We start from the raw sequence: 25,669 nt of genomic DNA on the forward strand, positions 1-25,669 counted from the left end.
GCCCGACGGTGAAAGTTTCACGCCCGCCCGCGGCCGATCCATCCGGTCGCGATCAGCGTGCGAAGGCGGCGGGCCACGGGGTCGTGCGGGCGGGCGGCGAAGGTCAGGCGCAGCCAGCCGCCCGCGTCGGCCCGCAGGAGGTCGTCACGGACGGACGGGTCGGCGCCGCGCTCCAGGAGCAGGCGGACCACGTGGACCCGGCCGCCCGTGATCGCCCAGTGCAGGCCGGTCCGTCCCAGGTAGGGCGCGACGTCGGGACGCACGCCGTGGTCGAGGAACCAGCGCACCACCTCGGCCCGGCCGTGCTGGCAGGCGTGCACGAACGCCTCGCCCACGATCTCCTCCGGATCATCGGACGGCGGCAGCCGGGACGGGAAGCCCGCGCCGGTGTCGGCGAGGTCGGGGCGCGCCGCCGCGACCCCCGGCAGGAGGCCGCCGCCGGGGCCGAAACAGGCCCGCACGAGGTCGAGCCGGCCGCAGGCGGCGTACGTCCACAGCGCCCCCGGGACGATCGCCCGCCCGGCGAGCAGGTCGACGACCTCGGTGTTGCCGTGATAGATGGCGTTCTCCAGCGGGGTGACGCCCCACGTCCTGGCTCCGGGGTCGGCGCCGGCGTCGAGCAGCAGGCGTACGAACGCGACCCGGTCGGAGCGGGCGGCCCGGACGAGCGGGAGATCCAGGTCGGGAGCCTTGTCCAGCAGGACCTCGACTCCGGCGCGCGGCACGCCGAGCTCCTTCCCGAGCCGGACGCCGGGGACCGGCTCGGAGCCGGCGAGCAGGGTCAGCAGGGTGCCGGCCTGCTCGGCGGTCACCCCGGCCAGCCGCCCGAGGTCACCGGCCAGCAGCGCTTCGGCCTCGCGGCGCAGCAGCCGCCGCCGCTGCCGGTGTTCGGCGAGGTCGCGCCGGGACTTCTCGGTGAACGACACGAGCTCCCGCCAGGTCGGGAAGCCGAGCTCCCGCGCGATGACCAGCCGCGCGTCACGAAGCTCGGGCGTCGCGGTGGCGTGCCGGGGCACGTAGGCGCGCAGGCGTCGCAGCGCGGCGGGGTCGCCGCGGCGCAACGCGTCGAGGAGGGTGCCGGCCATCGCGGCGTAGATGCCCGGGCTGACCCCCATGAGACGCGAGACCGGCCGTTCCCCGGCGGCGCCACGGCCGCGCACGTGGGCGCGGAACTCGGCCCAGGAGCGGAACCCGTGTTCCTGGGCGAGCACGAACTGGGCGTCGCTGAGCAGGAACCGCCCGGCGGCGCGATCGCCCAGCACGTCGGCGACCCGGGCGCCCGCCGCCGCGTCGCCCGCCGCGTACGCGTGGCGCAGGTGCTTGGCCTGCTTGCGGTAGTGCTCCAGGCCCGGACGGGCCGGCAGCTCGAAATGACGATCGGACATCGCGACCTCCTTCGGCACCGGGGTCCGCTGGCCCGGCCGGAAAGAGGGTGGTCCTGATCCAGGATGCCGACGTGCTGATCGAGGTGGGAGAGTCCCTGCCCGCGGACTGGTGGCGCCCTCGCGCGCTCGCTTCCAGCGTAGGGACCGGCGCCACGCGGAGGCAACCGTCAGGAGAGCGGCGACGTGCGGAGGCGACCGTCACAAGGCCGGCGACGTGCGGAGGCGACTGTCAGAAGGCCCGGCGGGGTTTTCCGCGCGTCGCGCGTACACCTCCCCGCCACTTTCACTTTATAGCAGATCCCGGCGCCTCATGAGGCGCGAAAAAGTGCTCCATACTTGCCCGTTGCGAACCGGCCAGACGAACGATGGAGCGACGCAATTGGGTTACGTGCTGGGTTTCGAGCAGATCGACGCGACGCGGGCCGCGGACGTCGGCGGCAAGGGCGTGCATCTGGGTGAGCTCTCGCGGATCGACGGCGTCCGCGTGCCCGACGGCTTCTGCGTCACGACGGACGCGTTCCGGCGGGTCGTGGGCGCGGTGCCGGAGATCGACACGCGGCTCGGCCTGCTGTCGCGGGTGCAGCCGGACGACCGGGCCGCGATCGGCGCCCTGAGCGCCGAGCTGCGCCGCCTGATCGAGGGCGTCACCGTGCCGGACGACCTCGCGGCGGAGATCGGCCGGGCGCTGGCCCGGCTGGGGGAGGGGACGGCCTGCGCGGTGCGTTCCAGCGCGACGGCCGAGGACCTGCCGACCGCGTCCTTCGCCGGCCAGCAGGACTCCTACCTCAACGTGGTGGGCCGGGCGGAGATCCTCCGGCACGTCCGGCGCTGCTGGGCCTCGCTGTTCACCGAGCGGGCGGTGACCTACCGGTGCCGCAACGGCTTCGACCACCGCAAGGTGCGGATGGCCGTGGTCGTGCAGCGGATGGTGTTCCCCGACGCGGCCGGCGTCCTGTTCACCGCGGACCCGGTGACCTCCAACCGGAAGGTCGCCACGGTGGAGGCCGGGTGGGGGCTCGGCGAGGCGCTGGTCGCCGGCCAGGTGACCGGCGACGTCTACACGGTGCGCGGCGACGAGATCGTCGGCGCGGCGGTCGCCGACAAGCCGAGCCTCGTCCGGGCGGCGCCGGGCGGCGGCGTCCAGGACGCGCCGGTCGAGCCGGCGCGGCGCACGCGGCCGGCGCTGACCGACGCCCAGGTCATGCGCCTGGTACGGCTGGGCCGGCGCATCGAGGCGCGCTTCGGCCGGCCCCAGGACATCGAATGGTGCCTGGCCGGCGGCGACTTCCACATCGTCCAGAGCCGGCCGATCACCACGCTGTTCCCCGTGCCCGAGTCCGTGCCCGAGTCCGTGCCCGAGTCCGGGGACGAGGACAACCACGTCTACGTCTCCGTCGGGCACCAGCAGATGATGACCGACGCGATGAAGCCGCTGGGACTGTCGGTGTGGCAGCTGACCACGCCGCGACCGATGTCCGAGGCGGGCGGACGGCTGTTCGTCGACGTGGCCCCCATGCTGGCCACGCCCGCCGGCCGCACGTACCTCCTGGACACCCTGGGCAAGTCCGACCCGCTGATCAGGGACGCGCTCCAGACCGTCCTCGACCGCGGCGACTTCATCGCGCTGCGGGACGACGAAGGCCCCGGCGGCCCGCCCGCCGGTGACCCGCCCGCCCCGATCGAGACCGACCCGGCGATCGTCACCGAGCTCATCCGGCAGAACGAGGAGTCCGTCGCCACCCTGCGGCGCGACATCCAGGGGCTGTCGGGGACGGCGCTGCTCGACTTCATCCAGGCCGACCTCGGGGAGCTGCGGCGCATCCTGTTCGCGCCCCGGAGCCACCAGGCGATCATGGCGGGGATGGAGGCGGCCTGGTGGCTCAACGACCACCTGGAGTCGTGGCTGGGCGAGAAGAACGCCGCCGACGTGCTCACCCAGTCCGTCCCGCACAACGTCACCTCGGAGATGGGGCTGGCGCTGCTCGACGTCGCGGACGCGATCCGGCCGCACGCGGACGTCGTGGCGCACCTGCGGCGCGTCGCGGACGAGGGCCGGGAGGGCGACGGATTCCTGGACGAGCTGGCGGGGCTGAGCGGGGGAGCGGAGGCGCGCGCGGCCATCGGCGGCTTCCTCGACCGGTACGGCATGCGCTGCCCCGGCGAGATCGACATCACCAGGACGCGCTGGAGCGAGCGGCCCGCCATGCTCGTCCCCATCATCCTGGCCAACGTCAGGAACTTCGCGCCGGGCGCCGGCCGGCGCCACTTCGAGCAGGGACGCGAGGAGGCGCGGCGCAAGGAGCGGGAGCTGCTGGCCCGCCTGCGCGCCCTGCCGGAAGGGGAGCGGAAGGCCGAGGAGACCAAGCGGATGATCGACCGCGTCCGCACCTTCGCCGGCTACCGGGAATACCCCAAGTACGGCATGGTCAGCCGCTACTTCCTCTACAAGCAGGCGCTGCTGCGGGAGGCCGGCCGCCTGGTCGCCGCCGGCGTGCTGCGCGAGAGGACGGACGTGTTCTTCCTCCGGTTCGAGGAGCTGCGCGACGTGGTGCGCACCGGCGAGGTGGCCGCCGCGCTCGTTCCCGCCCGCCGGGAGGCGTTCCGATCGTACGAGGCGCTCACCCCGCCCCGGGTCCTCACCTCCGACGGCGAGGCCCTGAACGGCCGGTACCGGCGCGCCGACTTCCCGCCCGGCGCGCTGGCCGGGCTCGCGGTCTCGGCCGGGACCGTCGAGGGCCGGGCCCGGGTCGTCACGGACATGGCGCGGGCCGACCTGGAGACCGGCGACATCCTGGTCACCGCCTACACCGACCCGAGCTGGACGCCGCTGTTCGTCACCGTCGCCGGGCTGGTGACGGAGGTGGGCGGCCTGATGACGCACGGCGCGGTGATCGCCCGCGAGTACGGCCTGCCGGCCGTGGTGGGGGTGGCGGGGGCCACCCGGCTGATCAGGGATGGCCGGCGGATCCGCGTCCACGGCACCGACGGCTACGTCGAACTCCTCGACTGAACCACCGGGTGGCCGAGCTGCCGCGCCGCGGCGTCACAGGGCCGTTCCCGAGCGCCCGGCGATCCGGGGGTGACCGCCGGCCGCCCGGGGCGGAGGACTTTCGCGGGCTCGCCTGGGTAGGCGTGGAGGCTCGTCGAGAAAAGGAGCGTCGCGGTGCATTCCTCCCAGGAGCAGCTCGTCAGTCAGGTGCGGTCCGGCATGAAGGTCGTCGACAGCGACGGCAAGGAGCTCGGCAAGGTGGAGTTCGTCAAGATGGGCGACCCGCAGGCGGTGACGACCGAGGGGCAGGAGCCGGACGCCCGGCCCGGCGTCGTGCCGGTCCTGGCCGACATCTTCCGGGACCCCGAGCCCGACCTTCCGCCCGCGCTGGCGGCGCGGCTGGTGCGTACGGGGTTCGTCAAGGTGGACGCCAAGGGCCTGTTCTCCCGCGACCTCTATGTCGTCCCGGATCAGGTGGCCGACGTCGAGGGGGACGTCGTGCGCCTGAACGCCGGCGCCGGCTCGCTGGCCAGGGAGACCTGACTCGGCGGCTCCGCCGCACGGCCGCGTGCGCGGGGCGGGCGACGCCGGGTATGCGGGACGGGGGCGCCGGGTATGCGGGGCGGGTGGCGCCGGCTTCACCGCCGGGGGTGCGGCGGGAAGAGGGCGGTGACGGCGCGGATCACGGCGGCGCGGCGGGCGGCCGGGGTGGGGTCGGCGGCGGCCTTCGGGGCGAGGGCGGCGAGCTCGGTCTGGTCGCTCCAGGTTTGGGCGATCTGGGAGACCAGGGCCATGATGTCGACCGGGTCCCAGGTGGCGTCGAGGAGGCCGTCCCGCTGCGCGCGGCGGAGCCGGTCCAGCTTGGCGGCGATGGCGTTGCGGTACGGGCTGGGCCCGTCGCCCGCGGCGCCCCCGGAGGCGTCCGCGGCGCCGGTGGCGGCCAGTTCGAGGCGGCCCCAGGCGATGAACCGGTGCCGGCCGGGATGGGCGGTGAAGTAGTCGAAGAGCTGGGCGGCGTAGGAGGGCAGGTCGGCCGGGTCCAGGTGGATGGCGCCGGCCGCCTCGGCCAGCTCCGCCGCGGCCACGTGCCGGTACAGGGCCTCCTTGGTGCGGAAGTAGGCGTAGACGCGTTCCTTGCTGGTGCGGGCGGCCTTGGCGATCCGGTCCACGCGGGCGCCGGCGATCCCGTGCCGGGCGAACTCGTCGCGTGCGGCGGCGACGATCCGGTCGCGGGTGTCGGTGGTGGCCATGCCTCTCACCTTAACCAACCGAACAGTTCGGTTTTACGCGCGGCCCGGTCCGGCGCCCCGGTCACCACGCCACCGGCGTCCCGGCCCGCTCACCCGGGAGCGGGCCGGGAGGCTCAGTGCGCTCTGGCCGTGCGGCGGGCGGTGAGCCGGGCCGCGTACTCCTTGACGGTCAGCACGAGGGCCAGGGCCTCGGGGCCCAGGAGCAGGGTGACGCAGAGCAGGCGGTACCAGAAGGCGGCCGTCAGCGGCCCCTCGGCCAGCCCCTCGGCGGCCCAGGCCAGCGCCTCCGCGAAGACCGGCAGCAGCAGGACGCAGAACCAGACGATCACGCCGGCGAAGCCCGCCAGCCAGACCCACCGGAACCAGCGGCCCACGCGCAGGTCGGTGTCCGTCGCGTCCGCCAGCTCCGCCGTCTCCTCGGCCGTCAGCCGCCAGAGGGCGCGCTTGAGCATCAGCGACTTCACCCGCCACAGGTTCCGGCAGCCCAGGGCGTTGAGCAGCACCGCGTACAGGTCGGTGCGCAGGAAGACCAGGCTCTGCCAGAGCATCTGCATGACCTTGATGAACACCCAGGCGGCCAGCAGCTTCCCGGCCAGCTCCGGGGCGTGCCAGACGCCGGTGTCGATCAGCAGCCGCCCGGTGAGCAGCACGGCCAGCAGGACGGAGTCCACGGCCAGGCCCGCCAGCAGGGGCCCGTAGCGCTGACGGCGGGGAAGCGTCCAGAGCTGGGTGAGGTCCGTCTCGAAGACCAGCATCCACAGGCGGCGGTCGACGCCGAAACGGGTCTGGATGCCCAGCGCCCGCGCGCCGAGCCAGTGGCCGCACTCGTGGCTGGCCGCCGCGAACCAGACGAACGGCAGCCAGGCCAGCGCGCTCAGCCCCACGTCGTCGAAGGGGAACGCGTCCACCGCGGGATCGGGCAGCAGGCCGGGCCGGAAGACGAAGACGGCCACCGCGTAGACCAGGCAGGCGGCATAGAAGACCCAGGCCGTACGGCCGAAGAACGGGCGCACGGTCTCCGGGCGCACGCTGGTCATCCAGCGGCGGGCCTGGATCGGCGCGGTGCGCACGGGCTCCACGGCGTCCCGAGCGGCCTCCTCCTCGTCGGAGGCCAGGAAGCCGAGCTCGCCGAGGGTCGCCACGAAGGACACGACGTTGACCGGCTCGCCGGCGAACGCCTCGGCCTCGGCCGCCGCCTCCTCGACGCTCGCGCCGCGCCGGAGCGCGGCGATCACCACCCCGCCCACCGCCGGGATCGTCACGAACGTGCCGCTGGCCGGGTCGCCGACCAGGACCTCGTCGTCGCCCTCGGGCACGACGCTGAGCGGCTTGAGCCGCACCGGAGCGGTGCCGGAGGCGCTCATCCGCGCTCGCCCGCCCGCCCCGGGGCCAGGGCGCACACCCGGCAGTCCGGGTTCCTGGGCAGGGGCTGCCACTCGGGCACCAGCCCGGTGCGCAGATCCAGGGTGACGCGCCGGCCGGCCGCGCGGGGCGGCTCGTACCCGGTGAGGTAGCGCTGCGCCTCCAGGGCGAGCAGCGAGCCGACCTGCATCGCCATCGGCCCGGTGAGCGGGTTGCTCAGCTTCATGTTCTCCACGATCCGGTACGCCACCGCGTCCGCGTCGTCCCCGGTCGGCCGGTCGGCGTAGTCGCAGGCCAGGCAGGCCGTGCGGCCGGGGTCCACGGACAGGTACATGAGCTGGCTGCGGTTGGCGCCCCCCAGCACGTACGGGACGCCGTTGCGCACCGCGGCCTCGTTCGCCCAGAGGTTGGCGTGCGGATGGCCGTCGAGGCCGCCCGCGACCAGATCCACGCCCTGGATGAGATCCTCCAGGTCCTCGGGCGCGGAGACCCAGCGGTCGGCGGCGTGCACCTTGATGCGCGGGTCGTAGTCGCGCACCCACGCGGCGGCCCGCTCGGCCTTCGACAGCCCGATGTCGGCGTGGTGGTAGAGGAACTGCCGGGCGAAGTTGCGGGACTCGACGCGGTCCTGGTCGACCAGGGTCATCTCGCCGACCCCGAGACCGGCCAGGCACTGCACCAGGGAGGAGCCGCCGCCGCCGACCCCGAGCACGAGGACGTGCGCCCGGCTCAGCGGCCGGTGGAAGGCGGCCCGCTGCCGCTCCAGGCCGGCGTAGGTGCCGTAGAAGCTGAGGTTGGAGAAGTGCCGTTCGTCCTCGTCGGGGTCGCCGAGGGTACGGCCGTCGGCGTCCTCCACCAGGCCCAGGGAGTCGAGCCCGGTCAGGCCGCCGCTGACGTCCTGCTCCGAGAGCGGGATGCCGCGCCGCTGGAGCGAGACGCTCAGCTCGGCCGCGGTCTGCGGCGCCCGGCGCAGCTCGGCCAGCAGCGCGGCCACGTGCCCGTCGGGGTCGTCCAGGGTGATCGCCTCGCGAGCGTCGAAGACCACCAGGAGATCCTCGCCGATCGTCTCCCACTCGCATTCCTTCAACGCCACACGCATCGTGCCTCCGCGCCAGCCGGTACATATGCCAGAACCCGCGGGGAGGGGCGTGCCGCCCCTCCCCGCGGGGGAAATCGTCAGGCGGTGTCAGAGCCTCACGTGGCGGGGTTCTGAGTAGCCTTGACGGACTCGACCTTCTTGACCTTGATCTCCATGATGTGCCTCCTCATGGTTCGTGTGGCGCCAGATGCCAACGTGACCAGAGTGCGGCCTGGTGCTGAAATAGCGCTGATTTTCCGCTGAACGTCCACTTAGGCTGCCAGCGGTGATCAAATATGACGATCACCGGGGAAGTCAGCGGCTTGGAGGCTTGGGACGAAGTGACCGTCGAGGGCGTGGAGTTCCGCCTGCTGGGGCCCGTGGGGGTGTGGCACGCCGGGCGGCGGCTGGGCCCGTCCACGCCGCAGCAGCGGACCATCCTGGCGATGCTGCTGCTCGAACCGGGACGGCCGGTGCCCGTGGCCCGGCTGGAGACCGCGCTGTGGGCGAGCGAGCCGCCCGGCTCCGCCCGCAACGCCGTCCAGGGGCACATCTCCCGGCTCCGCCGCCTGCTGGCCCCGTTCCCCGAGGCGGCGCTGACCACCTCGGCGCGCGGCTACTGCCTGACCGCCGGGCGCGACCGGATCGATCTGCACCGCTTCCGTGAGCTGGTCCGCGACGCCGGGGGAGAGGCGGACCCGGAACGCGCCGCCGGCCTGCTGTGCGCGGCCCTGGCGCTCTGGCAGGGCCCGCCCCTGGCGGACGCGGCGGGGCGGTGGCTGCCCGACGTCGTGGTGCCCGGCCTGGAGGAGGAGCGGCTGGCGGCGCTGGAACGGCGGGCCGCGCTCGACCTGCGGCAGGGACGGCACGAGGAGGTCGCGGCGGAGCTGGCGCCCCTGGTGGCGGAGAACCCGCTGCGGGAACGGCTGGTCGCCCTGCTGATGACGGCGCTGTCGCGCGGCGACCACCGGACGGAGGCGCTGGCCGTCTTCCGCGGCGCCCGGCGGCGCTTCGCCGAGGAGCTCGGCATCGAGCCGGGCGAGGAGCTGCAACGCCTGCACCAGGCGATCCTGGCCGGCCGCGACGAAACGCCGGCGACCCCCACGACCGCCGCCGCGAACGGTGAGACCGCCCCGGCGTACCTGGCCGTGCCGCGTCACCTTCCGCCGGACACCGAGCCGTTCACCGCCCGCGAGGAGGAACTGGCCGCCCTGGACCGGCTCACCGCCCCGGGGCCGGGGCCGGGGCCGCGGCAGGCGCCGCCGCCGTGCGTCGTCACCGGCACGGGCGGCGTCGGCAAGACCACCCTGGCCGTGCACTGGGCACACCGCGTCCGCGACCGCTTCCCCGACGGCCAGCTCTACGTCAACCTCCAGGGCTACGGGCCCACGCACGCCGCCCGGTCCCCGGCCGAGGCGGTGCGGCTGTTCCTGGACGCCCTGCACGTGCCGTCCGAGCTGATCCCCGCCACGCTGGAGGCGCAGGCCGGGCTCTACCGCAGCCTGCTGGCCGGGCGCCGCATGCTCATCCTGCTCGACAACGCCCTCGACTCCGACCAGGTGCGCCCGCTGCTGCCCAGCGCGCCCGGCTGCCTGGCGCTGATCACGAGCCGGGCCGAGCTGACCGGCCTGGTCGCCGCGGAGGGAGCCCGTACGCTGTCGCTGGGGCTGTTCTCGCCCGCCGAGTCCCGCGAGCTGCTGACGCGCCGGCTCGGGGCGGCCAAGGTGGGCGCCGAGCCGCAGGCGGTGGACGACATCGTGGCCCGGTGCGCGGGGCTGCCGCTGGCCCTGTCCATCGTGGCCGCCCGCGCCCAGGCCCGCCCGGCGTTCCCGCTGCGCGCGCTGATCACGGGGCTCGAAGGGGCGGACGGCCAGGACGAGCCGGAGGCGACCGGCGGCCTCGACGTCTTCGACGGGGGCGACACCAGGACGAACATGCGTACCGTCTTGTCGTGGTCCTACCGGGCGCTCAGCCCGGAGGCCGCGCGCCTGTTCCGGCTGCGGGGCCTGTTACCCGCGCCGGAGATCTCCGCCGCGGCCGCCGCCAGCCTGGCCGGGGTCCCCGTGCGCGAGGCCCGCCGCCTGCTCACCGAGCTGACCCGCGCGAACCTGGCGGCCGAGCCCGCACCCGGCCGGTACGGCTGGCACGACCTGCTCCGCGCGTACGCCGAGGAGCTGACGCTCCTGCACGACTCCGCGGACGAGCGGCGCGAGGCCCTGCACCGGCTGCTCGACCACTACCTGCACAGCGCCCACCTCGGCGAGGGGCTGCTGGAGCTGCTGCACCGCGTCCCCCTCACCCTGGCCAGGCCGCGGCCCGGCGTGGTCGTGGCCCGCATCGCCGACCGCGCGCAGAGCCTGGCCTGGTTCGGCCGCGAGCACCGGACGCTGCTGGCGGCGATCCGGCACGCCGCGCGCACCGGGTTCGACACGCACGCCTGGCAGCTCGCCTGCGCCTGCTGGGGCTTCCTGTCCCAGGAGGGCCGCTCCGACGACCAGGCGGCGATGTACCGGATCGCGCTGGAGGCCGCCGAGCGGCTGGCCGACCCGGCCGCGCAGGCGCACGTCCGCGTCGGGCTCGCGCAGGCTCTCATCCGCCTCGGCCGGGACGAGACGAGCGGCGCCCACCTGCGGCAGGCCCTCGGCCTGTTCCGCACGCTCGGCGACCCGGTCGGGCAGGGCGTCTGCCTCACGTACCTCAGCCTGCTGGAGGATCGCCAGGGCCGGTACGCCGAGGGCCTGGCGCTGAGCGAGGAGGCGCTGCGGCTGCACCGCGCGGCCGGCGACCGCGCGGGCGAGGGCCGGGTGCTCAACAACGTCGGCTGGTTCCACGCCCGGCTCGGCGCGTACGGGGAGGCGCTGCGCCGCTGCGAGGAGGCCCTGCTCATCCACCGCGAGCTGGACGACAGGCCGGGCGAGTCGGCCACCCTCGACAGCATGGGCTACATCCACCACCTGCTCGGCCAGTACGACGAGGCGATCGCCTATTACCTGCGGTCGTTGTCGTGGCGGGGCGGCAAGCGCGCGCTGGGCGCCCGGACGTTGCGGCGGCTGGGGGAGGCCCAGGTGGCGGCGGGCCAGGTGGCGGAAGGGCGGCAGACCCTGGGACGCGCCCTCGACCTGATCGCCGAGCTGGCCCCGGGCGACGCCGACGCCCTCCGCGCCAGAATCCACGGACTCGGCGAACACCCCCCGCGATGACCCCGGCCCCACCACACGGCCGGCCACCGCAGGCCCGCCCTCCCGAACCTCTCCCCGCCCCGACCCCCGAGCCTGCCGGTCGGCCGGCCCGCCGGGACCGGCTCCGCGCCGGCCGGACGCACGGCCGTGCCTGTGGTGATGGTGTTGTCACTGTGACGTCAGGGGCTGTTCTCATCTTGGCGTGATTACTTTGCGCATGCGATCGCAAACCCTCCGTAGTCATTGCGTGAAAGGATCTCCATGCGCCGTACCCTCACCAGGATCCTCGCAGCTCTCGTCGCCGCCGCGACGCTCGGCGTCGTGGCGCCCGCGCCCGCCCAGGCGGCAAGTCCGGCCTACTTCGTGATCACCGACATCACCCGCGAGCAGTTCGTCGTCCAGCTCACCGACCCCGGCAAGATCCAGCATGCTCGCGACCTGCTCAGCGGCACCACCACGGACCGGCCCCACGTGTACGGGCGCATCGCCAAGGCCCCGGCCTCCTACAACCCGCGCTGGAGCTACCACCTGCGGGCCGACACGGTCGACTTCTTCGACGTCGCGATCGAGGTCTGCGACGCGACCATCCCGTACGTCGAGGATCACCTGGACGAGGCCGGTGGGGCGTTCCTGCCCGGCCTGATCTGGTGCCCCTGGACGTCCCGGCTCATCCGCGAGCTACCCGCCGCGTCCTGACGCCGTCCGCCGTCGCGGCCCCCGGAGCACCGCTCCGGGGGCCGCCCCCATTCCGAAAACCGGCCGGCCGGCTGTGCCGGTGAGGCGCCGCGGCGGTGTCAGGCGGCCCGGGTGGTCGCCGGCGTCCGGGCCAGGAACGGCAGGACCACCTCGGCCATCTCCTCGGGCACCTCCTCGGCGAGGTCGTGGCCGGCGTCGAAGACGTGGCCGGTGACGTCGTCGGCCATGATCCGCATCTGCGACTCGTTGCGGTCGCCGATGAAGGCGGAACCGCCGAGCGTCAGCACCGGGATGTCGAGCTTGCGCCGCGCCGCCTGCCGGTTCTGCTCGGCGTCGACGAGCATCGCCCGGTAGATCGAGAGCATCGCGCGGATGCCGCCGGGCATGGAGTAGCAGCGCACGTACTCGTCGATCGCGTCGGGGGTCGCGCTGTCCGGGCGGCTGCGCTCGAACTTGATCATGTACGTGATCAGCTCCCGCTCGTGTCCGGCGATCAGCATCTCCGGCACGTCCGGCTGGAAGTAGAAGCCCAGGTGCCACAGGTGCATGCCGCTGGAGACGTTCTCGGCGGTGAGCGCGGTGTGGTCCTCGAAGCCGAACCCGGGGAACAGCGCCTCGGCGAACACGAGGGCGGTGACGCGGTCGCGGTGGCGGGCGGCGAGCTGGTAGCCGATCACCGCTCCCCAGTCCTCGCCGATCACGGCGTAGCTCTCGTGGCCCAGACCGCTCATCAGCGCGGCGATGTCGTCGCTCATCGTCGCGGAGTCGTATCCGTCCGCGGGCCGGGCGGAGTCGCCGAGACCGCGCAGGTCGGGGACCACGACGGTGTACTGGGGCGTCAGCTTGGGGACGAGGTGCCGCCAGTGGTAGCCGGTCTTGGGGACGCCGTGCAGCAGCACCACCGCCGGCCCGGACCCGGCCGTGCGATAGTGCAGGCTCGTCCCGTTGACGGCGGCGCGGCCGGTGCGGACGGGGGTCCCCTCGTGGTCGAACATCGGAAGCTCCTTATTGTGGATCGCTTGATACAGATTTCGGGCAGGAAAGCTCAGTCGAGGGTGGCGAGCGCCACCTCCACGAGCGACTCGAGGGCGCGGGCGTCCGGCGTGATCTTCGCGGACACCAGCAGGCCGTTGAGAAAGGTGACGAGGAACGCGGCGAGCGTGTGCGGGTCGTGCCGCGCGGCGATCTCGCCGCGCTCCGCCGCGACCCGCAGCACCTCGGCGATCGCGTCCCGGGCGGCGTCCTGCATGTCGCGCACGATGCGCCCGGTCGCGGAGTCCTCCGGCAGGCGCTCGCACGCGGCGTTGACCGCCAGGCAGCCCCGGCCTTCGTGCTCGGCGGCGATGCGGACCCGCTGGGCCAGCATCATACGGATCGCCGAACGGGCGTCCGTCCCCTCCTCCAGGCTGCGCAGGGCGGCCGCCGCGAGCGTGCTGCGGTAGTGCTCCAGCGCGGCCCTGTAGAGGCCGTCCTTGTCGCCGAACGCCGCGTACAGGGATCCCTGTCCGATCCCCAGCAGCTGCGTCAGGTCGCGGACGGTGGTCGCCTCGTAGCCGCGCGTCCAGAACAGCTCCATGGCGCGGCTCACCGCCGCCTCGGTGTCGAACTCCCGGGTCCTTGCCATGGCTCCTACCGTAGCGTATCTGGATCGTACGTTCAAGAAAGCGCCGCCGGCGACGTTCCGCGACGTGCAGGCTTCGCGTCAGCGTGTGGGCGGGGCGAGCGTGAGGGTGCCGCTGCCGGTGTCGAGCTCGGCCGCCGTGCCGAGCGGAACGGCGTGCGGATCCGGGCCGTGCCCCACCTCGAGGCCGCCGAGTACGGGGATGCCGAGCGGGGTGAGCCGGTCGCGAAGGACGTCGATGAGGTTCCAGCCGCGGTCGGTGTAGTCCTCGAAGCCGGGGAACCGCCCCAGGGCGACTCCCCGGAGGCCGTGGAGGGCGCGGGCGCGGATCAGCTGGGTGAGCTGCCGGTCGATCTGCCCGAGCCCGACCGTCCGTTCGGCCTCGATCAGCAGGATCGCCCCGTCGAGGTCCGGCAGCCCGGCGCCGACCATGCCGGCCAGCGCGCCCAGCGACCCGCCCAGCAGGTGGCCGCGGGCGCGACCCGGCACCTCGGCGGCGACCGAGAGCAGCCCCGGATTGCGATGGTGCGTCACGGGTTCGGCGCTCGTCAGCAGACGATGTACGGTCGCGGCCGCGTTCGGGCCGACCAGGCAGCCGTGGATGCCGGGGACCCGGCACTGACGCCAGAGGGCCAGGTGCAGGTAGGTGATGTCGCTGAATCCCACCAGCGGTTTCGGGTCCGCGCGGATGGCCCCGAAGTCGAGCCCGTCCAGGATGCGGTAGGCCCCCGCCCCGCCTCGCGTCGTGATGACCGCCCGGACCTCGGGGTCGGCGAAGGCGGCGTTGAGGTCGGCGAGCCGGTCGGCGTCGTGTCCGGCCAGGTAGCCGCGCTGGTCCAGGACGTGCTCACCCACCTTGACCCGCAACCCCCAGCCGGTCAGAAGCCGGGCGAGGTCCTCGACCGCGGTGGCGTCGGGGAAGCTGGCCGGAGAGACGAGAGCGACATGGTCGCCCCTCTGCAGCCGCGGCCAGGAGCGCTCTGAGAGCTCATGCGATGCAGTCATCATCGATGCCCTATATCCCTGTTTCACGGGCGTCTCAACCGCGCGACCGCGCCCGGTGGCCTCGTCGATGGTGGGGCTCAGCGGGGACGCAGGCCATCGAAGGCCAGGTCGAGGAGGCGTTCGGCGGTGTCCGGCGGGGCGGTCGTCTCGTTGACCCAGGCGACGGCCGTGGCCATCTCGATGAGCTCGGCGCCGGTCAGGTCGGCTCGCGCCTGGCCGCGGGCTCGTGCGTGGCGCAGCAAGTCGGTGGCGGCCTGTTCGACGGCCCGGCAGCGGGCGCCCAGCGGGCCGTCCCCCGTGCGGGTCGCCCGCGCGTAGCTGGTGGCGATCCCGCGATAGCGGGCGATGTGCCGTACGAGGGCGGAGGCCCACTCACGCAGGACGTCCCGCGACTCCGGCTCCCCGAGCAGGTCGCCGGCCAGCGCGGCGAGGCCGTCGAGGCTCTGGCCGACGACCTCGGCCGTCAGCGCCTCCTTGTCGGGAAAGTGGCGCCACAGCGTGCCCGGTCCCACTCCCGCGCGGCGGGCGATGTCGTTCATCGCGGCCGCCTCCACGCCGACCTCGTCGAAGAGCGCGGTCGCCGCCTCGATCAAAAGAGCCCGGTTGTGGCGGGCGTCACTGCGCCGGGGGTGTCCGGTCATCACGTCGTTCCCTCTCCCTGTCGTAACGGAGTGGCACTCCGGTACTATTCGGAGCGCCACTCCGGATTCTAGTGAGGAGCTCGTTCATGAAGTCGACTCTGCCGTCGATCGGTGCGGTGGGACTGTGGGTGCCCGGCATGGACCTGCGTTCACCGGCCGCCGCCGCCGAGGCCGCCGCCGAGGTCGAGACGCTCGGCTACGGCGCCCTGTGGCTGAGCGAAGGGCTGGTCCGTGACCCGTTCATGGAGGCGGCCACGCTGCTGGGCGCCACCGGTTCGCTGGTCGTGGGAACGGGCATCGCGGTGATCTGGGGCCGCCACCCCCGGATGATCAGGTCGCAGGCGCGGGCGCTGCTCGACGCCCATCCCGGCCGGTTCGTGCTGGGACTCGGCACGTCGCACGCCCGGCTGGTCGAGGGCGTGCTGGGCCTGCGCTACGAGCGGCCGTTGGCGGCGCTGCGCGAGCACCTCGACCGCCTGGACGAGCCCGATCCCATCCTCGAACTGGCCGGGATCGACGGCGGCCCGGCGCCCCGGGCGCCCCGGGTGCTCGCCGCGTTGGGCCCCCGGGCGCTCGAACTGGCGCGGGACCGGTCTGCCGGCGCGTTCTCGTACCTGGTCACGCCGGAGCACACGGCCGACGCCCGCGCGGTGCTGGGGCCGGATCGTGCCCTGATCGTCGAACAGGCCGTGGTGACCGGAGTGAGCGCCGCCGAGGCGCGGGCCAGGGCGCGCGCCCACCTCGCCGGCTACCTTCCCGGCGCGCCGTACCGGGCGAGCTGGCGGCGGCTCGGGTTCGACGACGCCGACTTCGCCGACGGCGGAAGCGATCGCCTGGTCGACGCGCTCGTGGCGATCGGCGACGACGAGATCGCGACGCGGGTCGGCGCCCACCTGGCCGCCGGCGCCGACCACGTGTGCCTCCAGGCGCTGCCCGCGGACCGGGCCACCCTCCCGCTCGACCAGTGGCGCCGGCTCGCCCACCTCACCCGCCGACCGGCCGGCTCCACCGCCGTCCCGCTCAGCTGAGAGGCCGTCCGGGGCCGCCGACGAAGGGCCATCGTCCATCGGGATGCGGCGAGGTGGGCGTGGCCCGCCCGGCCGAACTCCGTCAGCCGCCGGTGTACGTCTTCGTCGCCGTCCGATCCACGTCAGCCGACGGCGTACGCACGAGTGATCGTCTGGGTCACCCCCGCGCCCGACGAGTCCGACGCCGTCGCCCGCAGTGACACGAAACCGGCCCGGTCCGGGTTCGGCAGCACGGCCGTCCACCGTGTGCCGTCGCGCACGACCGGCACCTGCCGCCAGCCGGCGCCGGTGGACATCTCCAGCCGCATCGAGGTGACCGCCGCCTCCGCGGCGCCGGGATTGCGCTCCGCCCACAGCGGCACGCGGGTCTCGCTGCCGGGCCTGGCGCGGTTGTGGTCGTCCAGGCCCTCGGGCGCGTACCGGACCGCCATGAGCGGCGTGGCCATCGAGGTTCCGTTCATGCTCTGGTGGCCGCCGCCCGGTGCGGCGGCCATGATGGCGACACCTCGTGCCCGATGGGGTCGCTGATGTCGGGGTCGTCGCTGAAGTTACGCGCATGGACCACCGCGTCCTTCAGCTCCGGGTGCTCGGAGTCGTAACCGGAGTCGAGCACCGCCACGGTGATGCCCTTGCCCGTGAGGCCCCACTGCCAGGCTTGCGGGGCGCCGATCTGCTTCACGCTCTCGGAGAGCGAGTACGACCTGCGGCCGTCCAGCCAAAGCTTGTTCCTGTTCGCGAGGGTGCGTACGGAGGTCGGGTTCCGCCAGGTCGCGGCGGCCTCCGCCTTCGGCAGGCGGGTGGCGCTCATGCCCAGGGCGGACAGGCGCAGGGTCGCCCGCAGGCCGGTGGCGCCCTGGGAGATGACGGGGATGTCGGGCCTGCCGGCGTCGCCGTAGCCCCATTCGAGGAGCTGGGTGACGTCGAAGAGGCGCCGGTCGAGTGCGCCCCCGGCGATCAGGGGCGCGGCGTCGGACGGGATCACGTACAGGTGGCTGTCGCGTACCCGGCTCGCGAAGCTCACCTGCCTGCCGGGCCCCGGCTCGATGCGGTGACGGGCGCCGGTGACCAGCACGCGGTCACCGGTGATCAGGGTGACGCCGTTCTCCTGGGCAGACCGTTCGGCTGCCGCGGTGGCCGGTGGGGCGATGACCACTCCCGCCAGGAGAGCGGCGGCAAGCACTGTTCTCGACAACATACACATACTTGTCTGCCACAGGGGATCGCCTTACAGATCTCCGGCGGGCCGACCGGTGGGGCAGGACTGTCGGGCGGGTTCGAGGTGATCGGCGAGCCGGCGGAGGATGACCGCGAACCGGCCGCGGAGACGTAAGAGAACGCGCGGGCGGGTGTGCGGCGGGATCATGCGTAATCGCTCGGCCTCGGCTTGCCGTTCGGCGAGGTGAGCTCGGCCCCACTCCTCATGCATGAAATACATGCAAGCCTCTCCTCAGGGATCTTCGGGGAACGCGTGGTAGAAGATGAAGATCGGGCGGGTGCCCGGCGGAGCCTCGCTCGATTCGACACGCGACTTCGTCAGCTCGCGCCACGGCGCCAGCACGGCATTGAGCTGCCCGGCGAGCTGCCAGAGTTCGTCCCTGGTGAGCCGGAGGTGGTGGCTGCCTCCGAAGGCCACGTCCTGCCATTCCTCGGGAAGCGTCGTCCGCGTGCGTTCGAAGTCGCGCAGCCGCTCGAACTGGTCGATGACCCACTGTGAATTACATGCCCGCACCACGGCTCTGGCTTCCGGGGTCTGGAGATCCAGCACTGCCAACCCGCGCATGGCTGCTCGCACCCAGCGTTCCCGGCTGTCCCGGGCGAGTTCCGGCACGTCCTCGATCAAGCCATGCTTCTGCATCTGCCGCAGGTGATAGCTCACCTGGCCGGGGTCGGCATCCATCCGGCGGGCGAGCTCGCTCACCGTGACAGGGCCGACCCGGAACAGGAGGCTGAAAAGCCGCATACGAAACCGGTTGGTCAAGACCCTGAGCACGTCCAGGTCATCGATCTGTTGCATGGCGACGACCGTAAGACCAGCAGGTAAGAAGGCTCAAGAGTGCTACTGGATCTTGGAATCGCGGGGGTTTCACTCCGGGCCCGCTTCCGCTCGCCGTGGCGGACTGTCGTCTTCAAGGCTGCCAGCCAACAGGCGCGGGTCCCGGATGACGGTCTTGACGAGTCAAATGAACGCTTTTTTAATTCGCACAAGGGCGCATTCCGGCCCCGGCGTACTGGACGCATCCTCGACCACCTGGGCACCACCTCACGACCGAGACTTCCCAGCACAGACGGGAGCGGGGCAATGAAGGTACAGATCGACTCCGAACGCTGTCACGGCCACGGCCGCTGTTACGACCTCGCACCAGGCCTGTTCGGCGAGGACGACGAAGGGTACGGGAGAGTGCTCGGCGGCGGTGCGGTGCCCGACGGGCAGGAGCCGGGGGCGCGGCTGGCGGCGTCCAACTGCCCCGAGCGGGCGATCGAGGTCGTGAACGGGGCCGCGCGATGAGCGGGGACGAGCGGTTCGGCATGGAGGTCGAGGAGTCGCGCGAGAACCGGGTGTTCGGGACGGTCAGCGAGATCGTCACCGGCCCGGTCTCCGACTGGGCGACCGACTTCTCCCATGTCGATCCGGTCTGGGCGGCCGATCCGTACCCGATCCAGGACGAGCTGCGGCAGCGCTGCCCGATCGCGCACACCAGCCGGTTCGGCGGGGTGTGGCTGCCCACCCGGTACGAGGACGTGGCCGCCATCGCCTACGACACCGAGCGCTTCTCCTCCCGCGCGATCATCGTGAGCAACGTCCGGCCGCCGCGCGAGCTGGCCCCGGTCGGCGCCGTGCCGCCGATCTCGTCCGACCCGCCCTTCCACCACGACGCGCGCAAGCTGCTGCTGCCGGCCTTCACCAAGAGCGCGGTGGCCAGGCAGGAGGCGGCGACGCGGGAGTTCTGCCACGCGCTCATCGACTCGTTCGAGGGCAGGGACGTCGTGGACGCCGCCTTCGAGTACGCCCAGCACATCCCGATGCGGGTGATCTCCCACATGCTCGGCTTCCCGCCCGAGGACGGGCCGCAGTTCCGCGAGTTCATCGAGAACGCGCTGGAGAGCGTGAACCGGCCGCCCGAGGAGCGCGCCGAGGGCTTCGCCCAGCTGTCGGACTACCTGCTCGCCCAGATCCGCGATCACGTCGACCACCCGCGCGACGACCTGACGAGCTACCTCATCGACGCCGAGCTGTACGGGCGCAAGCTGGAGCCCGCCCACGTCATCGGCACGATCACGCTGCTGCTCATCGCGGGCATCGACACGACGTGGAGCGCGATCGGCGCCTCCCTGTGGCACCTGGCCAAGACCCCGCGGGACCGGGAGCGGCTGGTGGCCGAGCCGGAACTGCTGCCGACCGCGATCGAGGAGTTCCTGCGGGCCTACGCGCCGGTCACGATGGCGCGTCTGGTCAAGGAGGACATGTCCTGGAACGGCGTGGACATGAAGGCCGACGACTGGATCCTGCTGTCGTTCCCGGCGGCGAACCGGGACCCGGCCCAGTTCGACCGGGCCGGTGAGGTGGTCATCGACCGGGAGGTCAACCGGCACGCCGCGTTCGGGCTGGGGATCCACCGCTGCGTGGGCTCGCATCTGGCGCGCATGGAGCTGCGGGTGGCGCTGGAGGTGTGGTTGTCGCGGATCCCGGTGTTCAGCCTGGCCGACCCGGCGGCGGTGACGTGGGCGGCCAGCCAGGTACGCGGGCCGCGTTCGCTTCCGCTGCGCATCGGGGCCGTCTGATCCGGACGCGGGCCGTGAGCGGCTGACCGGTCGCGATCGGGCGACTCGTCGGCCGGTCGGCCGGCCGGTCGGCCGGCCGGCCGATACGAGGGGTCCGGGCGGCGGGAAGCGGGCGGTGGGAAGCGGGCGGCGGGCGGCGGGGTGACAGGTGGTCGTCCGGGGCTCACTGTGGAGGTGTCGTGCGGCGTGTCAGGCGCCGCCCCGCCCGCTCGGAGGGGCCCGTGATCGATCCGGAGACCGTCGCACAGTACGGCCTGCCCGGCCATCTCAGGGCGGTGCCCGACGAGATCGACGCCGCCGACCTGCCCGTGACCGGCACGCTGCCGCCCGAGCTGGACGGCCGCTACCTGCGCAACGGCCCCAACCCCCTGCCCGGACAGCGCAGCGGCCACCTGCAGGCGGGCCACGGCATGCTGCACGGCGTCCGGCTGGCCGGCGGCCGTACCGCGTGGTACCGCAACCGGTGGGTGCGCACCGGCGCGTTCCACGGCCAACCGTTCGTCACCCCCGACGGCCGGTGGACCGGGCCGCCACGTCGGCAACGCCACGAGGACGACGCCGGCCGGGTGGTGCTCGACGCCGTCCGCTACCCGGCGGGCGAGTGGCAGGCGTTGTCGGCGCTGCTGTCGCGGGCCGACGCCGCGCGCGGCTTCGCCCCGGCGGCCGCCGCGGTCGGCCGGGCCCGGCTGGCGCGCGGGGTCCTCGACCCGGCCACCGGCGTCGCCGCGGAGCGGCAGCTCGACGACCGTTCGGTGGAGTTCCCCACGATCGACGACGACCTGACCGGGCGGCGCTCCCGCTACCTCTACACCGTCACGGGCACCGAGCCGCGCAGCCGCGACCGGTGCGCGATCGTCAAGTACGACGTCCTCGCCGGGGATCACGCCGGCGTGTACGAGCCGGACCCGGAGACGATGCTCGGCGAGGCGGTGTTCGTGCCGGGGACGCGGGGGCCGCGCCGGGAGGACGACGGCTGGCTCCTGACCGTCACCACGCGCCGCGACAGTCCGGACGGCGGAGCCGTGCCCTGGACGGGGCCGCCGGCAGGCTTCTAGAATCTAGATCTAGAATAAAAGTCCATTGCTGAGGGTGGGTCATGCCGCATCGGATCTATGTCGATGGTGAGTGGGCGACGGCGAGCGGCGGCACGCCGATCCCGGTGGTCAACCCCGCCACCGAGGAGACCTTCGACGAGGTGCCGCGCGGCGGGGCCAAGGACGTGGCCCGCGCGGTGGAGGCCGCCGCCGCCGCGCTGCCCGCCTGGTCGGCCCGGCCCGCCGCCGAGCGCGCCGAGCTGTGCGCCGCCGTCGCCAAGGGGCTGGAGGAGCGGGCCGGCGCGCTGGCGGAGACGATCGTGGACGAGCTCGGCATGCCGATCAAGCTGACCCGTGCCATCCAGGTGGGCGCGCCGATCCGGACGTTCGCCTCGATGCCGGAGATCGCGGCCGGCGTCGCCTTCGAGGAGCGCAGCGGCACCTCGGTGGTGTACCGGGACCCGATCGGCGTCGTCGGCGCCATCACCCCGTGGAACTACCCGCTGCACCAGATCGCCGCCAAGGTCGCCCCCGCGCTGACCGCGGGCTGCACCGTGGTGCTCAAGCCCAGCGAGGTCACGCCGCTGAACGCGTTCGCGCTGGCCGAGGTGATGCACGAGGCGGGCTTCCCGCCGGGCGTGTTCAACCTGGTCTCGGGGTTCGGGCCGGAGGCGGGGGAGGTGCTGGCCGCCCATCCCCTCGTGGACATGATCTCCTTCACCGGCTCCACCCGCGCCGGGCGGCGGGTGGCCGAGCTGGCCGCCGCCACCGTCAAGCGCACCGCGCTGGAGCTGGGCGGCAAGTCCCCGAACGTGCTGCTCGACGACCTCGGCGACGCCGCGTTCGAGGACGCCGTACGCAAGGGCGTGGCCGCCTGCTTCCTCAACTCCGGCCAGACCTGCTCGGCGCTGACCAGGCTGCTGGTCCCGCGCGAGCGGCTGGCGGAGGCGGAGCGGATCGCGGCCGGGGAGGCGGCGGCGTACCTGCCGGGCGACCCGCGGGACCCGGCCACCCGGCTCGGGCCGCTGGTCTCGGCGGCCCAGCGCGAGCGGGTGCGCGGGCACCTGCGCGCGGCGGCCGAGGACGGCGCGACGATCCTCACCGGCGGGCCCGGCGCGCCCGACGGGCTGGAGCGCGGCTACTACGTGCGGCCCACGGTGGTGACCGGAGTGGCGCCGCAGGCGCGGATCGCGCAGGAGGAGGTCTTCGGGCCCGTCCTGGTCATCCTGCCCTACGACGGGGAGGACGACGCGGTGCGCATCGCCAACGGCACCCCGTACGGGCTGGCGGCCGGCGTGCGCGCGGCCGACCCCGAGCGCGCCCACCGGGTGGCCCGGCGGCTGCGCGCCGGGCAGATCCGGATCAACGACGGCGCCCACAACGCGCTGGCCCCGTTCGGCGGCTACAAGCAGTCCGGGTACGGCCGCGAGTACGGCCGCCACGGCCTGGAAGAGTTCCTCACCACCACGTCCGTGCAGCTCTGAGCCCCCGGGAGAGTTCACCATGCGAGGCGTCATCCTGCGCGAGATCGGCAAGCCCGTCGAGGTCAGCGACGACCTGACGGTGCGGCGGCCCGGCCCGGGAGAGGTGCGGGTGCGGCTGCGCGCCGCCGGCGTCTGCCACTCCGACCTGTCCATGTGCGAGGGCCGGCTGCCCGCCCGGCTGCCGCTGGTGCCCGGGCACGAGGGCGCGGGCGAGGTGGTCGAGCTCGGCCCCGGCGTCAGCGGCCCGCCCGTCGGCACGCGCGTCATCCTGTCCTGGATCCCGCCGTGCGGCGGCTGCCACCTCTGCCTGGGCGGCCAGCCGAACCTGTGCGTGAGCGTCCCGCCGCCGGCGCCCACCGTGACCTTCGAGGGCGAGCCCGCGCACGCCGCGCTCGGCGTCGGCTGCTTCGCCGAGGAGACCGTGGTGGACGCGCGGGCCGCCGTCCCGATCCCGGACGACGTGCCGTTCGACGTGGCCGCGGTCGTCGGCTGCGCGGTGCTGACCGGGGTGGGGGCCGTGGTCAACACCGCCCGCGTCCGCCCCGGATCGTCCGTGCTGGTGATCGGCTGCGGCGGGGTCGGGATCAACGTGATCCAGGGCGCGCGGCTGGCCGCGGCGGCCCCCATCCTGGCCGTGGACCCGTTCCCGGAGAAGCTGGAGGCCGCCAGGGCGTTCGGGGCCACCCACGTCACCACCCCCGACGGGCTGGGCGAGGCGATCAAGGAGCTCACCGCCGGGGGTGGCGGGTTCGACTACGCCTTCGAGGTCGTGGGGCGGTCGGCGACGATCAGGCAGGCGTGGCGGGCCACCCGCCGCGGCGGCACCACCGTCGTGGTGGGGGCGGGCAGCGCGGAGGACCTGGTGTCCTTCAGCGCGGCCGAGCTGTTCTACACCGAGCGGCGGCTGGTCGGCTGCCTGTACGGCTCCGGCGACGTGCGCACCGACTTCGGCCGGCTGCTGCGGTTGTGGCGGGCGGGGCGGCTCGACCTGGACGGCCTGATCACCAGGCGGATCGGCCTCGGCGACGTGGGGGCGGCCTTCGCGGAGATGGGGTCGGGCGCGGTGATCCGGTCCCTGGTCACGTTCTGAGCCGGTGGCCTCGCTGACCCGGTGACCTCGCACCCGGTGACCTCGGGCACCGGCCGGTGACGTGGCGCCAAGGGTCACGGGGACAGCCGGGCCCGGGCGAAGTCGAGGGTGCGGGCGAAGCAGTCCTCGACGGCCGCCTCGCTGGCGCCCACCCACAGATGGTCCGCCCCGTCCACGAGGTGCAGGCCGGCGGGCACGCCGGCCCGGCGCAGGGCGCCGGCCAGACGGACGGATTGGTCGCACGGGACGATCGTGTCGGCGGCCCCGTGCAGGAGCAGGAACGGCGGCGCCTGCGGGGTGACGTGCGCGACGGGGCCGGCGTCGCGGGCACGGGCGGGATCGGCGGCGGGGGCGGCGCCGAGCAGGCGGGCCTCGAAGGTGCCCGGGTCGGTGGAGGTGGGGTCGAGCTCGGTGGGGGCGTACCAGGTGACGCACCCCCGCACCCCGGCGGGCCGGGTCAGCGCGGTGAGGGCGGCCAGATGGCCGCCGGCGGACTCGCCCCAGAGCACGGTGCGGTCGGGGTCCAGGCACAGCTCGGTGGCGCGCGTGCGCAGCCATGCCAGGGCGGCGGCGAGGTCGTCGCGCTGGGCCGGATGGCACGCCTCGCCGCTGAGCCGGTAGTCCGGGCACGCGACCGCGAACCCGGCCCGGACCAGGCGGGCGAACGGGCCAGGCCGCCACTCGCGCAGGCGCGGCCCCGGGTCGTCGCGCAGGCCCGTACGCCAGGCGCCGCCGTGCACGAAGACGACGACCGGCAGCGGCCGTGCGGCCCGCTCCTCGGGCAGCCAGAGGTCCAGCTCCAGCGGTCGGACGCCGTCGGGTACGGCGTAGGCGGCGCCCCGCAGCAGGCGGACCCCCGGCGCGGGCCGCGCCGGATGGGGCAGGGGCAGCACGGCGGGGTCGGGCGGGGCGAGCAGCTCCAGGGGGAAACGGCCGTTCATCGGGGCTCGCCTCCCGGTGGGGCGGGGGCGGGCGGAGCGTCGTTCATGACCTCACCTCTCTCATCGGGGGCAGCCGCCCAGCAGGGCGCGGGCGTTGGCGGTGGTCAGGGACGGCCAGGTCTCGCCTTCGACGGGGGCCGGCGCGGCGGCGAAGGCGCGGGCGTGCTCGGCCGCGGCCTCGGCGGGGGTCCAGCAGTAGTCGCTGCCGTACAGCAGCCGGGCGGGGTCGGCGAGGCTCAGCAGCGCCGGGATCTGGCGCGGGAAGGCCGGGCCGGCGGTGTCGTAGTAGAACCGGCGCAGCAGCGCCACCGCGTCGGGGGCCGGCCCCGCGCCGGGTGAGAACAGCCGCATGAAGCCGTTGATCCGGTCGGCCAGCACCGGCAGCGCGCCGCCGCAGTGCGGCACGATCACCTTCAGCCCGGGATGGCGGTCGAGCGTGCCGGCGAACAGCAGGTCCGTGACCGAGCGCGCGGTGTCGAAGATGAACTCGATCATCGGGCGGGGCCGGCCCAGCGCCGACTCCCGCCAGCACACCGGCGAGGTGGGGTGCAGGAACACGACGGCGCCCCGGCGGCCCAGCTCGGCGAAGACCGGCTCCAGCCGCGGGTCGCCGAGGTAGACGCCGTGCGCGTTGCTCTCCATCACGACGCCGTCGGCGTGCAGCACGTCGAAGGCGTACGCGATCTCCTCCAGCGACCCCGCCACGTCCGGCAGCGGCAGCGAGGCGAACAGCCCGAAGCGCGACGGATGGTCCCGTACGATGGCCGCCCCGTCCTCGTTGACCTCGCGGGCCAGCAGGCGCGCGGCGGCGTCGTCGCCGAAGTGCACGCCGGGGGAGGAGACGGACAACACGGCCCGGTCGATGCCCGACCGGCCCATGAGCTCCAGGTGGCGTCCGGCCGACCAGGAAGGCCAGGCGGGCACGCCGTCGGGCAGGTCGTGGCCGGCCGCGCGGGCCCGCCCGACGTAGGAGTCGGTGACGAAGTGGGCGTGGACGTCGATGAGACCGGTCACTAGGGCACCATCCTTACTGCGAGGCCCGCGTAGGGTCTTGTGGAAGGGACTCGGCGGGAGCCGGGGTGACGGCCTGGTTCGGTCGCCTGTGA

Annotated in this window: 23 protein-coding genes; 10 read left to right on the forward strand and 13 right to left on the reverse strand. The window is 73.9% G+C overall.

What is annotated here, in order from left to right; translation table 11 throughout:
* Positions 1 to 17: 17 nt before the first annotated feature.
* A complete protein-coding gene (locus IO39_RS36210; RefSeq protein WP_043633337.1) occupies positions 18 to 1,385 on the reverse strand; it encodes an ankyrin repeat domain-containing protein in 1,368 nt (455 codons plus the stop codon).
* 388 nt (positions 1,386 to 1,773) lie between these two features.
* Here IO39_RS36210 and rph point away from each other — a divergent pair, with 388 nt between their 5' ends.
* Positions 1,774 to 4,395, forward strand: a complete 2,622-nt coding sequence (rph, locus tag IO39_RS36215) for a rifamycin-inactivating phosphotransferase (RefSeq protein ID WP_245642495.1) — start codon at positions 1,774 to 1,776, stop codon at positions 4,393 to 4,395.
* 153 nt (positions 4,396 to 4,548) lie between these two features.
* Entirely contained in the window at positions 4,549 to 4,917 is a 369-nt protein-coding gene (locus IO39_RS36220) for a hypothetical protein (RefSeq protein ID WP_043633342.1), read from the forward strand.
* A 95-nt stretch (positions 4,918 to 5,012) separates the two neighbouring features.
* On the opposite strand, the gene IO39_RS36225 is transcribed toward IO39_RS36220, so the two are convergent.
* From IO39_RS36225 to IO39_RS36235, 3 genes are all read right to left on the reverse strand, one after another.
* A complete protein-coding gene (locus tag IO39_RS36225; RefSeq protein WP_043633345.1) occupies positions 5,013 to 5,624 on the reverse strand; it encodes a TetR/AcrR family transcriptional regulator in 612 nt (203 codons plus the stop codon).
* Between the two features lie 113 nt (positions 5,625 to 5,737).
* Positions 5,738 to 6,988, reverse strand: a complete 1,251-nt coding sequence (locus IO39_RS36230) for a hypothetical protein (RefSeq protein WP_043633465.1) — start codon at positions 6,986 to 6,988, stop codon at positions 5,738 to 5,740.
* Positions 6,985 to 8,085 (reverse strand): HesA/MoeB/ThiF family protein, encoded by a 1,101-nt coding sequence (locus IO39_RS36235; protein WP_043633348.1) that lies wholly within the window; start codon positions 8,083 to 8,085, stop codon positions 6,985 to 6,987. The genes IO39_RS36230 and IO39_RS36235 overlap by 4 nt, the downstream gene beginning before the upstream one ends.
* A 275-nt stretch (positions 8,086 to 8,360) precedes the next feature.
* On the opposite strand from IO39_RS36235, the gene IO39_RS36240 reads away from it, so the two are divergent.
* Together IO39_RS36240 and IO39_RS36245 are read left to right on the forward strand one after the other, a co-directional pair.
* Positions 8,361 to 11,264, forward strand: a complete 2,904-nt coding sequence (locus IO39_RS36240; protein WP_052423811.1) for an AfsR/SARP family transcriptional regulator — start codon at positions 8,361 to 8,363, stop codon at positions 11,262 to 11,264.
* Positions 11,265 to 11,504: 240 nt separating this feature from the next.
* Positions 11,505 to 11,939: a BP74-related protein gene (locus IO39_RS36245; RefSeq protein ID WP_043633353.1), complete on the forward strand. Its 435-nt coding sequence runs from the start codon at positions 11,505 to 11,507 to the stop codon at positions 11,937 to 11,939.
* A 98-nt stretch (positions 11,940 to 12,037) separates the two neighbouring features.
* Here IO39_RS36245 and IO39_RS36250 read toward each other — a convergent pair whose 3' ends face one another.
* From IO39_RS36250 to IO39_RS36265, 4 genes are all read right to left on the reverse strand, one after another.
* Entirely contained in the window at positions 12,038 to 12,934 is an 897-nt protein-coding gene (locus IO39_RS36250; protein ID WP_043633355.1) for an alpha/beta fold hydrolase, read from the reverse strand.
* Positions 12,935 to 12,984: 50 nt separating this feature from the next.
* Positions 12,985 to 13,563, reverse strand: coding sequence for a TetR/AcrR family transcriptional regulator (locus IO39_RS36255; protein WP_043633359.1), 579 nt, complete (start codon positions 13,561 to 13,563; stop codon positions 12,985 to 12,987).
* A 78-nt stretch (positions 13,564 to 13,641) separates the two neighbouring features.
* Entirely contained in the window at positions 13,642 to 14,565 is a 924-nt protein-coding gene (locus tag IO39_RS36260; RefSeq protein WP_043633469.1) for a S66 peptidase family protein, read from the reverse strand.
* Between the two features lie 77 nt (positions 14,566 to 14,642).
* Positions 14,643 to 15,206: a TetR/AcrR family transcriptional regulator gene (locus IO39_RS36265; RefSeq protein ID WP_043633362.1), complete on the reverse strand. Its 564-nt coding sequence runs from the start codon at positions 15,204 to 15,206 to the stop codon at positions 14,643 to 14,645.
* 86 nt (positions 15,207 to 15,292) lie between these two features.
* On the opposite strand from IO39_RS36265, the gene IO39_RS36270 reads away from it, so the two are divergent.
* The gene (locus IO39_RS36270; protein WP_043633365.1) at positions 15,293 to 16,234 is read left to right on the forward strand and encodes a TIGR03620 family F420-dependent LLM class oxidoreductase; all 942 of its coding nucleotides are present in this window, start codon (positions 15,293 to 15,295) and stop codon (positions 16,232 to 16,234) included.
* Between the two features lie 122 nt (positions 16,235 to 16,356).
* On the opposite strand, the gene IO39_RS36275 is transcribed toward IO39_RS36270, so the two are convergent.
* From IO39_RS36275 to IO39_RS51315, 3 genes are all read right to left on the reverse strand, one after another.
* A complete protein-coding gene (locus IO39_RS36275) occupies positions 16,357 to 16,728 on the reverse strand; it encodes a hypothetical protein (RefSeq protein WP_052423813.1) in 372 nt (123 codons plus the stop codon).
* A complete protein-coding gene (locus tag IO39_RS36280) occupies positions 16,692 to 17,429 on the reverse strand; it encodes a S8/S53 family peptidase (RefSeq protein ID WP_157549391.1) in 738 nt (245 codons plus the stop codon). The genes IO39_RS36275 and IO39_RS36280 overlap by 37 nt, the downstream gene beginning before the upstream one ends.
* Before the next feature lie 252 nt (positions 17,430 to 17,681).
* Positions 17,682 to 18,248 carry an ArsR/SmtB family transcription factor gene (locus tag IO39_RS51315; protein WP_052423814.1) on the reverse strand — a complete coding sequence of 189 codons (567 nt, stop codon included), beginning with the start codon at positions 18,246 to 18,248 and terminating at the stop codon, positions 17,682 to 17,684.
* 285 nt (positions 18,249 to 18,533) lie between these two features.
* Between IO39_RS51315 and IO39_RS36295 the strand changes: the two genes are divergently transcribed.
* The 5 genes from IO39_RS36295 (at position 18,534) to IO39_RS36315 (ending at position 23,622) form a co-directional block, all read left to right on the forward strand.
* Complete coding sequence (locus IO39_RS36295; RefSeq protein WP_043633372.1) at positions 18,534 to 18,740, forward strand: ferredoxin; 207 nt, start codon at positions 18,534 to 18,536, stop codon at positions 18,738 to 18,740.
* On the forward strand, positions 18,737 to 20,014 hold the full coding sequence (locus IO39_RS36300) for a cytochrome P450 (protein ID WP_084774078.1): 1,278 nt from the start codon (positions 18,737 to 18,739) through the stop codon (positions 20,012 to 20,014). The genes IO39_RS36295 and IO39_RS36300 overlap by 4 nt, the downstream gene beginning before the upstream one ends.
* 179 nt (positions 20,015 to 20,193) lie before the next feature.
* Positions 20,194 to 21,069, forward strand: a complete 876-nt coding sequence (locus tag IO39_RS36305; protein WP_043633375.1) for a carotenoid oxygenase family protein — start codon at positions 20,194 to 20,196, stop codon at positions 21,067 to 21,069.
* A gap of 41 nt (positions 21,070 to 21,110) precedes the next feature.
* Positions 21,111 to 22,532 carry an aldehyde dehydrogenase family protein gene (locus IO39_RS36310; protein WP_043633377.1) on the forward strand — a complete coding sequence of 474 codons (1,422 nt, stop codon included), beginning with the start codon at positions 21,111 to 21,113 and terminating at the stop codon, positions 22,530 to 22,532.
* 19 nt (positions 22,533 to 22,551) lie between these two features.
* The gene (locus IO39_RS36315; RefSeq protein WP_043633380.1) at positions 22,552 to 23,622 is read left to right on the forward strand and encodes a Zn-dependent alcohol dehydrogenase; all 1,071 of its coding nucleotides are present in this window, start codon (positions 22,552 to 22,554) and stop codon (positions 23,620 to 23,622) included.
* Between the two features lie 74 nt (positions 23,623 to 23,696).
* On the opposite strand, the gene IO39_RS36320 is transcribed toward IO39_RS36315, so the two are convergent.
* Positions 23,697 to 24,563: an alpha/beta hydrolase gene (locus IO39_RS36320; protein ID WP_043633383.1), complete on the reverse strand. Its 867-nt coding sequence runs from the start codon at positions 24,561 to 24,563 to the stop codon at positions 23,697 to 23,699.
* A gap of 60 nt (positions 24,564 to 24,623) precedes the next feature.
* Entirely contained in the window at positions 24,624 to 25,577 is a 954-nt protein-coding gene (locus IO39_RS36325) for an amidohydrolase family protein (protein ID WP_043633385.1), read from the reverse strand.
* Positions 25,578 to 25,669 lie beyond the last annotated feature (92 nt).

The sequence above is a fragment of the Nonomuraea candida genome, from assembly GCF_000725485.1.
GTDB classification, from domain to species: Bacteria; Actinomycetota; Actinomycetes; order Streptosporangiales; family Streptosporangiaceae; genus Nonomuraea; species Nonomuraea candida.